Genomic DNA, 12,564 nt, shown 5'->3' with positions numbered 1-12,564 from the left:
TGGTACGGTCGGCGGCTCCCGTCGCGATGATCGGTGCCGGGTCGCAGGGAGTCTGCCAACGGTCCCCCGTCTCTGCAGAGGTGTGGCCCGACCGTCCGAACCAACGGACCAGCGTCGAAGCCCTTCGGCGAACCGCTCGAGAACAAACTATTTGCGGCCATTCCCCGAAACGCCGCCGAAATGGGGGGTCGCTACTGGCTGGTACTCGTCTGTATCGTCCTGATGCTGCCCGTTCCGGCTATCGCTGGCGGCCAACAGTCCGCTCAGCCCCCCTCGCCGGTTGCTGTCACCGTCGACGAACCGGTCGCGCTCGATACGAGTCACACGACGGCGTCGGTCGACCGGACGGCACTCCGGGACTGGCAGGCGTCGCCGAACGATGCGGCTGCGTTCTATCGCGTGACCGGGAATCGACTCTTCTACTACGACGCCACCAACGACACGCTCCATGCGATTCCACGGCCGAACGGCCGGACCTTCCTGCAGCGTGACCTGGTGTTTCCGTCCCACCCCGACTACATCCTCCCAGTGAGAGAGCAGGCCCGGTACACCGACCGCGGGACCATCGCCATCGGGACGACCTACGGCCCGATGATCTACGACGTGTCGACGCGGCGCTGGCTCACCGACCCCCGGACACCGCTTGAGGGCCACCCCGTGGAGCGGTTCACGGCGACGAATCCCTCGGCCGTCGCCACCGCCGACCGGTACTACGTGATGACCCGGAACTCGGAGCTCCTGCTCGGCATCGAGAACTGGACCAGTCACGTCGATGCGCCGCCGGGTGACCCCGAGCGCTTCCGGGCGAACGACACGCACGTCTCGACGAACGCCCGCGCGGTCACGTACTCCGCGCTCCCCGCGAAGGTCGGCTATCCCATCGTCTTCCGTGGGGCTATCGGCGTCACCGACCGGGAGCCCGACCGCCTCCGCTACCGCATCGGGGCCCCGGACTGGCCGGTCTGGGACCCATTGAACGAGGACCTGACGTACTTCGCGCCGGCGGGCGCCGGGCCGACGCAGGTCTTCGACGGGACGGGGTCGGGGACGGTCGTCATCCTCGGGGGTGACCTCGTCGCATACAACGTCACGACCGCCGCGGAGGAGTGGCGCCGCGACCGACCCGGTGGACGGCTGACCCGCCACGATGACCGGCTCGTCATGCACCACCGCTGGATCAACCTGACGACCGGGAACGCGACGTCGCTGTACGCCGGTGACCAGCAGAGCACGTACAACACCGAAGTCGACGGGGAGCGGGTGTTCGGTGAGTTCGAGACCGTCCACTCGGTCACTCCCGACGGGGAGTACGTCGTCGTGAAGATGGCGGGTGAGAGCCGCCTCGGGAGGTATCAGACTCGGGGCGTCCGGGTCGTGAACACCGAAACCCGGACGATTGCGGCACAACGCATCTCGGTGGGTCGTCACGAGGCGTTGAATCGGGAACTCGGATACCGTGTCGCGGCGAGCCAGGAGCACGCTGTGATCGCATCGCCGGTGGCCCTGTACTCGGCCACGTCGGATTCGGAATCGATGGCCCAGGTCGTCGACCTGCGAACCAACGAGACGGTCGCTGAACTCCCGTTCGCGCCGGGACGCGTCTCCCGGTTCCGTGCGACGGAGGACGGCCTGTTGCTCGTCCCACAGTTCGCGTCCAACCTCTCCCGTGACCGGGCCGCGACGTTCGGCCGCGTCACCGGGAACTACACCGTCTACGACCCCGCCCGGGAGGCTGTCGTCGGTCGGCTCCCGGTCACGCTCGCCGCGAACGAGACGATTGATTCGGTGCGTGTCAGGGACGGCGACCTGTTCATCTTCACACGCGTCGACGGGCGGACCGTCGTCCGCGAGTACGATGGCCTCGACGAGTCCCTCACCGTGACGGCCTCGACGAGCGACGACGCCGTCGTGGTGAGACTCTCCGAACTCGGCGGGGACCCGGTCGCGAACGCGACGGTCGAACTGGGCGACGAGCGGCGCACGACGAACGAATCCGGGCAGGCCCGATTCGTGCTCGACCCGCCGTCGACGGCCGGGGATGTCACCCACGAGGTCCGGGTCCAGGCCGGGGACGAGACCCATTCGACGCAGCTGACGGTTCGCTACGAACAGCCGTCACCGACGCAGGCGCCGGAGACCGAGTCTGCCGGGTCCGCCGAGTCCGGTGGGACCACCGGGACGGCCGCGTCCGGGCCGGGGCTCGGGCTCGTGAGTGGACTCGTCGCCGTCCTCTCGCTGGGCTGGCTCCTGTGCCGACGCGTCCCCTGACCGGTCCCCGACCCGCGAACCCGGAACCGCAAGACCCCTGACCACCGGGGGACAAGGGCGCGTATGAGCGACGCCGAACGTCGTCGGGCCCCCCCGACGGAGGAGGGCTGGTACGTACTCCACGACCTGCGCAGCGTGGACTGGGACGCATGGCGCGACGCACCCGAGCGCGAGCGCCACACGGCGCTCGACGAGGGAATCGACTACCTCGAACAGCACGCCGCCCTCGCCGACATCGATGGCGAGGAGGGCGGCACGGCCGTCTTCTCCGTCGTCGGGCACAAGGCCGACTTCATGGTACTGCACCTCCGCCCGACGCCGGAGGCGCTGGACCGTGCCGAGCGCGCGTTCGAGCGGACCGCGCTCGGCGGCTACACCGAGCAGGTCGACTCGTACCTCTCCGTGACCGAGGTCTCGGGCTATATGCACGACGACCTCGACGCGGGCCTGGAGAACGTCGAGGACGAGGGGATGCGCCGCTACATGCAACAGCGCATCTATCCCGACATCCCCGACCGCGACCACGTCTGCTTCTACCCGATGGACAAGCGCCGCGGCCCGGACCACAACTGGTACGACCTCCCGTTCGACGAGCGCGCGGACCTGATGAGCGCGCACGGCGACATCGGCCGCGAGTACGCCGGGAAGGTCACGCAGATCATCAGCGGGAGCGTCGGCCTCGACGACCACGAGTGGGGCGTCACGCTGTTCAGCGACGATCCCACCCAGATCAAGAAACTGCTGTACGAGATGCGGTTCGATCCCTCCTCCTCGCGCTACGCGGAGTTCGGGACGTTCTACTTCGGCCAGCGCTTCCCGCCGACGGACCTGCCCGCGCTGTTCGCAGGCGAGGCCGTCCCGAGCGATGGGGAGAGCGTTGACGCGGGACAGGCGGGCGCGAGCGCGGGCACGACCGGGACCGCGCACGCACACGGTGACGACACGGCGGCGCCCAGCCACGCCCACGGGGAGGATGGGGATTCCCCCCACGGCGAGGCGAGCGACGACGGCGGCCACCCCCACGCGGCGGCTGGTGACGCCGATGGCGAGGGCGACGCGTCGGGAGACGACCACCCCGACACCGGCGGCGGCCGGCCGGGGACGCCGGACGAGGCGCCCCACGACGAGATCGACACGGAGGCCATCGAGCGCGAGATCCGGAGTCTCGGCGTCCCGGTCGAGAACCACCTGGAGGCGGGCTACGGGCTCGTCTTCTACTCCAGTGCCGACGCCGAGGAGATGATGGCGGAGGTCGATGGGCTGCGGGGCAACTTCGACCACTACGACACGCACGTCCTCACTACCGTACGGGCGGACCAGGGCCGCTCGGCCATCATCAGCCTGTGGGCGAACCAGCGCGCCGCCGACACCGCGAGCGGCTTCCTCGGGGACCTCATGGAGGTCGAGCGCGGCGTCGGCGGGCCGCTCCCGGGCGGCGAGAACGCCGAGGAGACCGAAGCGAACGCGACGCCGAGCGACGAGGCGGACGACGGGGCCGGCGAGGACGGCACCGCCGGGACCGACGACGAGGAGACCCAGTCGCTCCGCGAGGAGCTCCGGGACCTCGACGTCTACGCCGGGCAGCCCCACGGCGAGGACGTCTACGCGGTCGTGCTCTACTCCGAGGCCGACGCCGAGGAACTCGCCGACGAGGTGTTCGGGATGCGCGAGCGGTTCGACCACTACGACACGCACGTCAAGACCGCGCTCTACGACGCACGTGGCGCGCCCGGCGAGGCCGGCGACGCCGGCGCGGGGACCGGCGACCGGACCGCCGTGGTCAGCATCTGGGAGACCGCCGACGCCGCCGACACCGCGAGCGGCTTCCTGGCCGAGCTCCCGGGCATCGTCGAGCGGGCCGGCGAGGAGTCCGGCTTCGGGACGATGGGGATGTTCTACACCGTCGAGCCGGACTACCGCGAGGAGTTCGTCGACACCTTCGCCGACGTGGGTGGGATGCTCGCCGACATGGAGGGGCACTTCGACACGGACCTGATGGTCAACCGCGAGGACGAGAACGATATGTTCATCGCGAGCCAGTGGCGCTCGCGCGAGGACGCGATGACGTTCTTCCGCTCGGACGCCTTCCGCGACACCGTGGAGTGGGGCCGCGAGGTGTTGGCCGACCGCCCGCGACACGTCTTCCTGGCCTAGGGGGGTCTCGGCAGACGCCTCTGCCGGGGCTCCGGGCACACTCGACGGACGCTGTGTCGCCCGATTCCGACGGCGGGACACGACTCCCGACGGGGATGGACCCGCTGTCTCAGGGGAGGAGACGCAGCCATATCGCATTTCCCACCGCGTCCCACGTGTGCGGGTATGTCCGGGCAGTCCCCCGACAACAACCCGCGTCGGATTATCAGGGCAGGCGGCCCGCCGGCCCTCATCACCGCGGCCATCGGTGTCGGCGCGACCGGCATCGTGGGTCCTGAAATCGAGTCGGAGACGGAGCCGGTCGCGACCGGTCTCGCGCGAGCCCTGGGGCTCGATCCGGGGCTCGGCCCGGCCCTGTTGCTGGCCCTCGCCGTTCTGGTTCTCGGGGTGGCCTTCGTCGTCCCGGGCCTGTTCGAGGAGGCCCCGTAGTGCTCGGTCCGTCGCTCGCGGGGGTGACGTATCTCCGTCCCGTCACGCCGCGTCCAGCTCCGACAGCTCGATCGTCGCCGTCGTCCCGTCGTCGATCTCGGAGGGGAGCGCCCCCGTCTCGCAGAATCCCGGGCCGGCGCCGAGGGTGGCGAGGACCAGTCCTGGCGGGCAGGCCACGTCGACGACCCTGGAGCCGTTCATGGCGACGGGTCAGTCCGAGGCGTGGGCGAGGCGTTCCTCCGGGTTGCCGGCCGTTTGATGCTCGGCATGGGTGACCAGGGTGTCGTCCTTGGGTCGTAACTCGACCGCGTCGACGACGATCCGGAACTCCTTCCGGTGGTGGCCGTCCGGATGGAGGCTCATCGTCGTCTCGACCAGTCCTGCTTCCTCCAGCCGGTCGAGGCGGCGATACACCGTCGGGCGCGACACGCTCGACCGGTCAACGATCTCCCGGGCCGGCAACGATTGATCCCCGAGAGTGGAGAGTATCTCGCGGGCGTACTCGTCACCGAGGAGTGACAGGAGCTCGTCGGCGTCGACCGCCGTCTCGGGGTCGGAAATCCGCCCCGTGGTCTCGCTCGCTCGGTGGAATGGAGGGCCATCGTCTCGCATCTTCGTCCATAGCAACCCACCAGGGCTCCCTGTAATCCGATGCTACCATGCGGAACTGCCGGCCTCCCTCGGCTCTAGTAATGCAGAGACCGGGCGGGACGACGACGCCGGGACGCCGAGCCATCGTCCCGTGGCCGTCGGTCCGGGAACAGGCGCACGGCAGGTACTGCGGTCCCGAAGCGGCCGACGGTGGACTGTACCTCTCGTGGCCGGGGATATTTCTAGGCTGGGTCCGTATCGGGCGACAGAATGGGCGAGGAGATGCAGGTGACGCAGCCGACCGTGCTGATGGTCGACGACGAGAAGCGTGTCGCGGACGCCTACGCGCTCCGGCTCGAGGACGTCGCCGACGTGACCGTCGCGTACGGCGGTGAGGAGGCACTCGATGTCGTCGACGAGGGGCGCCCGCCGGACGTGGTGCTGCTCGACCGACACATGCCGGGGCTGTCGGGGGACGAGGTACTCGAGCGCCTCCGGGAACGGGAGCTCCGGACCCGGGTGATCATGGTGACGGCCATCGACCCTGACCTGGGCGTACTGGACATGCCGTTCGACGATTACCTCTCGAAACCGGTCGAGCGCGAGGACCTCCGTACCGTCGTGGATCAGCAGTGTCGGGTGCTCGCGTACGAGCTGCTGGGGGAGTATTTCCGACTCGAGTCGAAGCGGGCGGTTCTCACTGCGGAGCTGCTGCCGGAGGAGACCGCGGACAGCGAGCGACTCGCCGACCTCGAGGGGCGCCTCGTGGAGCTCGAGGAGCGGGTCGGGAGCCTGCTCCCCGAGGCCGAGGAGCTACTCTCGTCGTTCTCCGAGCTCGACCGGTAGCCGGCGACCGGTCAGTGGTCGTCCGGGGCGGAAGGCTCCTCGTCGGTCGTGGCGGGCTCCCCGTCGGCCTCGAAGAAGGCATCGACCAGTTCCTGCTGCGCACGTCGGAGGTGGTACAGCATCGTCGACCCCGCGATATCCAGGGTGTCGGCCACCTCCTCCGACGTACTCCCGCGTGGCGAGGTGAAGTAGTCCGACAGATGGGCGGTCCGCAGGACCGTCCGCTGCCTGTCGGTCAACCGCTCGGCGAGCGCGTCGTGGAACGCCTCGGCCGTGTCGGCCGTCCGGGTGCGCTCCTCCTTCGACACGAGGGTGGTCTCGACGGCCACGCCGTCGACGGCCTCGACCATCCGACGGATATCGTCCTCGGGTGGTGCCTCGGCGACGAGCCGGGCCGACTCCGCGGTGTACTCGGCCGACCGGACCGTCGCACCCCAGGCGACCAGAGCAGTGACCGGCATCTCGCCGTCGACGGTCACCTGCACCAGCGGCTCCCCCTCCGACCGGATCGACCTGACACCGGTGACGGCCGGGTGGGCGCGTAGCGTCTCCGCGAGGTCCACCCCGTCCTCGTCGTCGCCGCCGTCATCGCTCTCGCCGTCGCCGGTCCCGAGGTAGCAGACGACCGTCCCGTCGCCGCGGGGGACCGCCCCGTCCAGCGACAGCCGACAGTCAGCCTCCCGGGCGACCTCGACGAACGGAATCGTCTCGTCGCGGACCGCGAGGGTCACCTCGGTGACGGTGTCTGCCACCAGCAGATCCTCCTGACGCAGCGCCCTGACCGCGAACCCGGCGATCCGCCCGAGCGTCTCGAGACCGACCCGCTCCTGCTCGCTGAACCCCTCCTCGCGGTCGGAGTACACCGACACGACGCCGTACACCGTTCCCTGGTACGCGAGCGGGACCGCGAGACACGACCGGAGGCCGTGCCCGAACGCCGCCCGGCGGACGGCCCGCGTGACGGCATCGTCCTCGGCGATCGAACCGACGAGTCGCGTCTCCCCGCTCTCGACGGCCATCCGTTCGGGCAGTGCCTGCCCCTCGTCCAGTGTCTCGTCGATCCGGTCGTGCAGGTCGGGGGCGTCTCCTGCGGCAGCGAGGGGCCGAAGCCGCCCGTCGGGGAACTCCCGCTCGCCGACCCAGACGAACCGGTACAGGTCCGTCCCGCCCAGCTCCTCACAGACCATCCGGCCGATGTCCCCTCGATCCGACGCGCCGATGACCTGTTGCAGCACCGTCACGACGAGCGTGTTGATGCGCTCGATCCGCTCCAGACGCCGCTCCAGTCGCTCGACCTGCTGTTCGCTCTCGTGGGACTCGGTGCGGTCGCGGACGTACACCAGTACCGTCTCACCCACCTGGACGTCGACCGCGAGCCACCGATCGAGCTCCGGATAGTACTCCTCGAACGACCGCGAGACTGCCCCGCCCTCGAACATATCGCGGAGGGTGCCGGCCGCCGACCGGGGGAACCGGTCCCGGAGATCGGTCCCGCGCAGCGCCCCGGGTGCGGTCTCGATCATCGTCGCGGCGGCCTCGTTGACCGCCACGACCGCCCCCTCCGTCGTCGTCTCGATGACCCCTATCGGGGCCTGTTCCAGTCGGTTGTCCATGAGTGGTCGTGTCCGTTCGTCGCTGTCGTCACGTCGATCGCACCTCGTGGAACTCGAACCGTGCGCCGCCGAGCGGGCCGCTCGTGACCGACACGGACCAGTCGTGGGCCGTCACGATCCGCTCGACGATGGGCAGCCCGAGTCCCGTCCCGTCTCTCGACCCGTGCGAGCTGAAGCCCGGGTCGAACACACGCGAACGCTCCTCGGCGGGGACGCCGGGGCCGTCGTCGGCCACGAAGAACCCGTCCTCCGTGGGCCCGACACGGACCTGGACGCCCCCCTCGCCCGTCCCGTCGTCGGCCTCCGGCCGACTGTTCGGCGAACCGTGCTCCACGCCGTCGCCGGACCCCGTCCGGCTGCCCGTCGAACCATGTTCGATACTGTTCCGGAACAGGTTCTCGAACAGCCGCTGCAGCCGGTCGGGGTCGGCCTCGATCGTCGGCAGATCGCCCGAGAGCGTGAGCGAGGCCGTCTCCGTGTCGACGGTCGCCCACGCCTCGGTGGCGACGGTCTCGATATCGACCGCCGGGACGACGTTGAGTGCGTTCTCCCCCCGGGCGAGCGTGAGCACGTCCTGGATGATCCGCTCCATCCGGTCGTGCGACCGCTCGAGCTGGTCGAGATGCTCCTCCTCGCCGGTCTCCCGTGCCGCACGGAGGTGTGCGGTCGCGACGTCGAGCGGGTTCCGGAGGTCGTGGCTGATGACGCTCGCGAGCCGGTCGGCCTCGATGCCGTCGCGGCACGGCGACCCCTCCGTCAGTAGCACGTGGCCGGCCTCCCCGTCGGCCGGGCCGAGCGTCCGGAGCCGGTACCACCGCTCGTTGCCCCGGTCGTCGCCCTCCTGGAGCCGTAGCTCGGTGTCGACGCGATCACCGTCGGCGAGCCGCGAGCACACCTCTTCCACCGGCACGTCGCCAGTCCCGACGGTCCGGAGCCACCTCCGGATGACTGTTCCCGTCGCTCCCGTGTCGAACGTGGACTCGAAGGCGCTGTTCGTCTCCGTGATCGACGGCTCCCCGTCCTCGATGTCGTATCCGACGACGGGCGCGGGTATCGATTCGATGGGGACCGTCGAGGGGTCGGCACCCCCGGGTGACGCCCGGTCATCCCCCATGATGACCACCGGGCTCCCGTCCACAGCTGGTGTTCCCGCGCTGGGCACCCGCACAGGGGGGTGTCGGCCGGCGTGGGTCGTCTCGGGCTGTACTCGGATCCATGTGTCTCTGGTTGCTTCGGGGAGCCCATAGCCCCCCGCTCTAGTAGTGCAGAGTGGGTGTATGGGATGGGGTATCAACGTGTTGGGTCATCATCGGGGGCGGCGTCACCCCTGGGGCGGCTCACGGCGGGACAGCGTCGGGACCGCACCGCCGCGGAGCTCGGGAGAGCGGCCCACGGCGGTGCGGAGGGCACGCGGACAGGCTTCCCCGTGGTTGTCAGTGCTCCTCGTACGGCTGGACGACGACGAACCCGTCCTCGCCCGCGAAGTTCATCTGGAAGCGCTCGCCGGACTCCTGGCCGACCATGTCCGACAGGCTGGAGTTGACCTCCACGTCGGGTGAGGCCCCGCTCCAGGCGACGGTCGCGCTCGGGTCGGTCGCGACCGGCGGCTCGAACACGATGGGGTCGCCGTGGGTGGTGATGGCGACGTGACCGGGGCCCTCCAGGTAGACGTTGGTGAACCCGCCGGCGAACGAGCCGGCCAGGCTGTCGATGGTGCTGATCTCGTAGGAGAGCCCCGACTCGAACGCCAGCACGTCCTCGCCGTTGACCGTGATGGCGTCACCGGCGTCGAGCTGGAGGATCTGGACCTTCTTCTCGTTGTCCGCGAGGTAGGCGTGTCCCTCGCCCTCGATTTCCATCACCGGCGTCCCCTCCCCGGTGGCGGCCTCCTTGAGGAACCCGGTGATGCCACCTTCAGCAGAGGACTGGCCGGTGAACGAGAGGTCGCCGGTGTAGGCGACCATCGACCCGGCCTTCGCCATCACGGCGCCGTCGACAGCGGCGTCGAGGGTGTAGCTGTTCTCACGCTGGAACGTCTCGTCCGACTCCGTCGGGAGGTGCTGGGATTTGAACTGATCGATGTCCATCATGTCACGGAGCCAGGGCGGCTCCATCGACACGTGGGCACCACGGGACAAGAACCCGGGCGGGGTGTCTCGGAGCGCGAGACGAGCGGCGGACCTACTTCGGGGAGTCCCGATGCCCGGGAGGCCGCGCGGCTGCGAGGACTACCCCTGCGCGGAACGTGTTCGCGGACAGCGTCTCACGTCCTGAAACACCGCACGCAGGTCCTTGTCGTCCCGACTCCGAGCCAGATCCATGGCAAGCACAGACGAGGACGACCGGTGCGGAGTCGGAATCCGCGGCGTGGCGATGGCGATCGACTCGGGAGTCTGGTTCGCGCTGCTGTTCGTCGCCGTGTACGCGGTCGCAGCCGCGACCGGGCAGATCGAGACCGTCGCGAACGGCACGGACGCCAACCTCGAGGGCGGGCCCGCCGCCGCGGCACTCGCCCTGTGGCTCGGCCTCGCGGTCGGCTATCACACGGTCTGCGAGTGGCGGTTCGGTGGGACCATCGGGAAGCGACTCGTGCGGATCCGGGTCGAGAGCACGGACGGGTCGCCGCTCTCGCTGGGCGCGTCGCTCCTCCGCAACCTCGCGCGGCTCGTCGACTGGCTCCCGTTCGGCTACGCCCTCGGCATCGTCGTGGTCCTGAGTTCGGACGAGCCCCAGCGGCTGGGTGATCGGCTGGGGGGCACGGTCGTCGTCAGGCGGTGACTGGCGTCGCACCTCGGTTCCCGCGCGCCGGACGGATGTGGCCGAGAGGTGACGAGCCGTGTCGGTCCTGACCACGCTCGTCGCCGTCGGCCTCGATGCCGCGGCGGTCACGGTCCTTGGCTGGGTGACCTGGGTCGCGTTCCGATCCCGTGAGCGCCCCAGCGCGGGACCGTTCGTGGCCATCGTCGCCACGCTGACCCTCTGGACGCTGTTCTCGCTCGCCGCCGGCCTCCCCGTCGTCCGCCCGGACTCGCACGTCTCGACGCTCCTGCAGTTCGGGGAGATCGGGTGTGCGCTGTTCGTCCCCGGTCTGTGGACGCTGTACACGCTCGGCTACACCGGCCGCGGAACCGGACTGACCCGACGGCGCGTCCTCATGCTGGCCGGCATCACACTTCCCGTGGTTCTGGGCGGTGTCGTCCTCGCGCTCGCCCCGTCGGCGTCGGTCGCCGAGAAGGCGATCGCGTCGCTCGTGGGAACGGAGTTGCTCTACCTGCTGGCGGTCTGGCTGTACGGGACGTACCTCCTGGTCGGCCTCGCCCGGCGCCACGGCCGGGTCTCCGGGCCGCAGGTTGCCCTCCTGGTCCTCGGCGTGGGCGCGCCGTATCTCCTGGGGGCGATGGGGCAGGGCGAGACCGCCGCCAACGGGGTGACGCTCGGGCACCTCCTCGCTGGCGGGCTCCTCGGCGTCGCCGTGTGGCGGTATCCGGTGCTGACCGGCTTCCCGAAGGCCGACCACGTCGCCCGCTCGCGTGTCGTGGAGGACCTGCAGGAGGCGGTCGTTGTCATCGACTGGGACGGGCGCATCCTCGACGCAAACGACACGACCGCGCGGCTGTTCGACCGCGACCCCGGGGCGCTGGTCGGTACCCCGATCGAGTCGGTCGCGGACGGGATCGCCGGCCACGACCTCTCGGCAGGGGCCACCGGAACGGTCGGACTCCGGACGACACGGGGGCGACGGCGGTTCCAGTTCAGCGTGTCGGCGGTCGGTAGCCGGACCGCCGAGGAGGACCGCGACGGCGACCCCGTCGCCAGGGCGGTGCTGTTCCGTGACGTGACCGAGCGTCGGACCCGAGAGCAACGCCTCACGGTGCTCAATCGCGTCCTCCGGCACAACGTCCGGAACGAGCTGGACATCGTCCTCGCCCACGCCGACCGGATCGACGACCCCGACCTCCGGCGTGCGATCCGGGGAAGTGCGACCGACCTGGTCGATCTCAGCGACAGGGCCCGCGAGGCCGAGGAACTCATGTCGACCAGCGTGGCGTCGCCGGCACGCGTCGACCTCGCGGACGTGGCCGCGACCGTCGTCGAGCAGTACCGTGACGGGGACCACGACGGGGAGATATCGGTCGACTGCCCGGACGCGCTGGTGCTCCGGTCGCATCGCAGGGTCCTAGAACGGGTGGTATCGGAGCTCGTCGACAACGCGCTGGCACACGCCGGGCCCTCGCCGCACGTCGAGATCATCGTCAGGGCGAGGGAGGGGGCCGCCGAACTGACGGTGGCGGACGACGGGCCAGGGATCCCGGAGCGGGAACGACGACTCCTCGAGGCCGGCGACGAGACGCCGCTCGAACACGGACGGGGGATCGGGCTCTGGTTCGTCAACTGGGCGGTCACCCAGCTGGGTGCGGAGCTCGAGTTCGGCGAGAACGACCCCCGCGGGAGTCGCGTGACGGTCCGTCTCCACGGGGTGGGGGTCGATCCCTGACCCGGCCGACTGTCGCAGAGTGCATCGGGTCTGCCGGGAGCGGGCCGGACGGTGCGGGCGGGTGGGCGCCGTGGTCTCGGGATAGCTAGAGACATCTCCGGGTCCGTCTCCGATTGGTAGCGTGTCGATACAGGGGGGAACCGGGCGACCAGCGAAACGAACGATGTC

The 12,564-nt window shown here is 70.1% G+C and carries 11 protein-coding genes; 6 read left to right on the top strand and 5 right to left on the bottom strand.

Annotated features, from left to right (window positions below):
• The first annotated feature begins 180 nt into the window (after positions 1 to 180).
• The 3 genes from P2T62_RS15345 (at position 181) to P2T62_RS15335 (ending at position 4,851) form a co-directional block, all read left to right on the top strand.
• The gene (locus P2T62_RS15345; protein WP_276257945.1) at positions 181 to 2,268 is read left to right on the top strand and encodes a hypothetical protein; all 2,088 of its coding nucleotides are present in this window, start codon (positions 181 to 183) and stop codon (positions 2,266 to 2,268) included.
• Between the two features lie 63 nt (positions 2,269 to 2,331).
• On the top strand, positions 2,332 to 4,422 hold the full coding sequence (locus P2T62_RS15340; RefSeq protein WP_276257944.1) for a heme-binding protein: 2,091 nt from the start codon (positions 2,332 to 2,334) through the stop codon (positions 4,420 to 4,422).
• Between the two features lie 165 nt (positions 4,423 to 4,587).
• A complete protein-coding gene (locus tag P2T62_RS15335; protein WP_276257943.1) occupies positions 4,588 to 4,851 on the top strand; it encodes a hypothetical protein in 264 nt (87 codons plus the stop codon).
• Between the two features lie 42 nt (positions 4,852 to 4,893).
• Here the strand turns inward: P2T62_RS15335 and P2T62_RS15330 are convergent, their stop codons facing one another.
• Both P2T62_RS15330 and P2T62_RS15325 read right to left on the bottom strand, forming a co-directional pair.
• Positions 4,894 to 5,052 carry a hypothetical protein gene (locus P2T62_RS15330; RefSeq protein ID WP_276257942.1) on the bottom strand — a complete coding sequence of 53 codons (159 nt, stop codon included), beginning with the start codon at positions 5,050 to 5,052 and terminating at the stop codon, positions 4,894 to 4,896.
• A gap of 9 nt (positions 5,053 to 5,061) precedes the next feature.
• Positions 5,062 to 5,463, bottom strand: a complete 402-nt coding sequence (locus P2T62_RS15325; protein WP_276257941.1) for an ArsR/SmtB family transcription factor — start codon at positions 5,461 to 5,463, stop codon at positions 5,062 to 5,064.
• 249 nt (positions 5,464 to 5,712) lie between these two features.
• Here P2T62_RS15325 and P2T62_RS15320 point away from each other — a divergent pair, with 249 nt between their 5' ends.
• The gene (locus tag P2T62_RS15320; protein ID WP_276257940.1) at positions 5,713 to 6,288 is read left to right on the top strand and encodes a response regulator transcription factor; all 576 of its coding nucleotides are present in this window, start codon (positions 5,713 to 5,715) and stop codon (positions 6,286 to 6,288) included.
• 11 nt (positions 6,289 to 6,299) lie between these two features.
• On the opposite strand, the gene P2T62_RS15315 is transcribed toward P2T62_RS15320, so the two are convergent.
• From P2T62_RS15315 to P2T62_RS15305, 3 genes are all read right to left on the bottom strand, one after another.
• Positions 6,300 to 7,901, bottom strand: coding sequence for a bacterio-opsin activator domain-containing protein (locus P2T62_RS15315; protein WP_276257939.1), 1,602 nt, complete (start codon positions 7,899 to 7,901; stop codon positions 6,300 to 6,302).
• A gap of 28 nt (positions 7,902 to 7,929) precedes the next feature.
• Positions 7,930 to 9,015, bottom strand: coding sequence for a sensor histidine kinase (locus P2T62_RS15310; protein ID WP_276257938.1), 1,086 nt, complete (start codon positions 9,013 to 9,015; stop codon positions 7,930 to 7,932).
• 319 nt (positions 9,016 to 9,334) lie between these two features.
• The gene (locus tag P2T62_RS15305; protein ID WP_276261629.1) at positions 9,335 to 9,988 is read right to left on the bottom strand and encodes an AIM24 family protein; all 654 of its coding nucleotides are present in this window, start codon (positions 9,986 to 9,988) and stop codon (positions 9,335 to 9,337) included.
• A gap of 232 nt (positions 9,989 to 10,220) precedes the next feature.
• Between P2T62_RS15305 and P2T62_RS15300 the strand changes: the two genes are divergently transcribed.
• On the top strand, positions 10,221 to 10,679 hold the full coding sequence (locus P2T62_RS15300; RefSeq protein ID WP_276257937.1) for an RDD family protein: 459 nt from the start codon (positions 10,221 to 10,223) through the stop codon (positions 10,677 to 10,679).
• 58 nt (positions 10,680 to 10,737) lie between these two features.
• Positions 10,738 to 12,396: an ATP-binding protein gene (locus tag P2T62_RS15295; RefSeq protein WP_276257936.1), complete on the top strand. Its 1,659-nt coding sequence runs from the start codon at positions 10,738 to 10,740 to the stop codon at positions 12,394 to 12,396.
• Positions 12,397 to 12,564 lie beyond the last annotated feature (168 nt).

Source organism: Haloglomus litoreum, from assembly GCF_029338515.1.
Lineage (GTDB): Archaea > Halobacteriota > Halobacteria > Halobacteriales > Haloarculaceae > Haloglomus > Haloglomus litoreum.
This window is presented reverse-complemented; position numbering and strand designations above follow the sequence as displayed.

What these genes read in the sequence shown, in the direction of transcription:
- P2T62_RS15345 (WP_276257945.1), top strand. Translation starts at nt 181, where the DNA reads ATGGGGGGTCGCTACTGGCTGGTACTCGTCTGTATCGTCCTGATGCTG.
- P2T62_RS15340 (WP_276257944.1), top strand. Translation starts at nt 2,332, where the DNA reads ATGAGCGACGCCGAACGTCGTCGGGCCCCCCCGACGGAGGAGGGCTGG.
- P2T62_RS15335 (WP_276257943.1), top strand. Translation starts at nt 4,588, where the DNA reads ATGTCCGGGCAGTCCCCCGACAACAACCCGCGTCGGATTATCAGGGCA.
- P2T62_RS15330 (WP_276257942.1), bottom strand. Translation starts at nt 5,052, where the DNA reads ATGAACGGCTCCAGGGTCGTCGACGTGGCCTGCCCGCCAGGACTGGTC.
- P2T62_RS15325 (WP_276257941.1), bottom strand. Translation starts at nt 5,463, where the DNA reads ATGCGAGACGATGGCCCTCCATTCCACCGAGCGAGCGAGACCACGGGG.
- P2T62_RS15320 (WP_276257940.1), top strand. Translation starts at nt 5,713, where the DNA reads ATGGGCGAGGAGATGCAGGTGACGCAGCCGACCGTGCTGATGGTCGAC.
- P2T62_RS15315 (WP_276257939.1), bottom strand. Translation starts at nt 7,901, where the DNA reads ATGGACAACCGACTGGAACAGGCCCCGATAGGGGTCATCGAGACGACG.
- P2T62_RS15310 (WP_276257938.1), bottom strand. Translation starts at nt 9,015, where the DNA reads ATGGGGGATGACCGGGCGTCACCCGGGGGTGCCGACCCCTCGACGGTC.
- P2T62_RS15305 (WP_276261629.1), bottom strand. Translation starts at nt 9,988, where the DNA reads ATGGACATCGATCAGTTCAAATCCCAGCACCTCCCGACGGAGTCGGAC.
- P2T62_RS15300 (WP_276257937.1), top strand. Translation starts at nt 10,221, where the DNA reads ATGGCAAGCACAGACGAGGACGACCGGTGCGGAGTCGGAATCCGCGGC.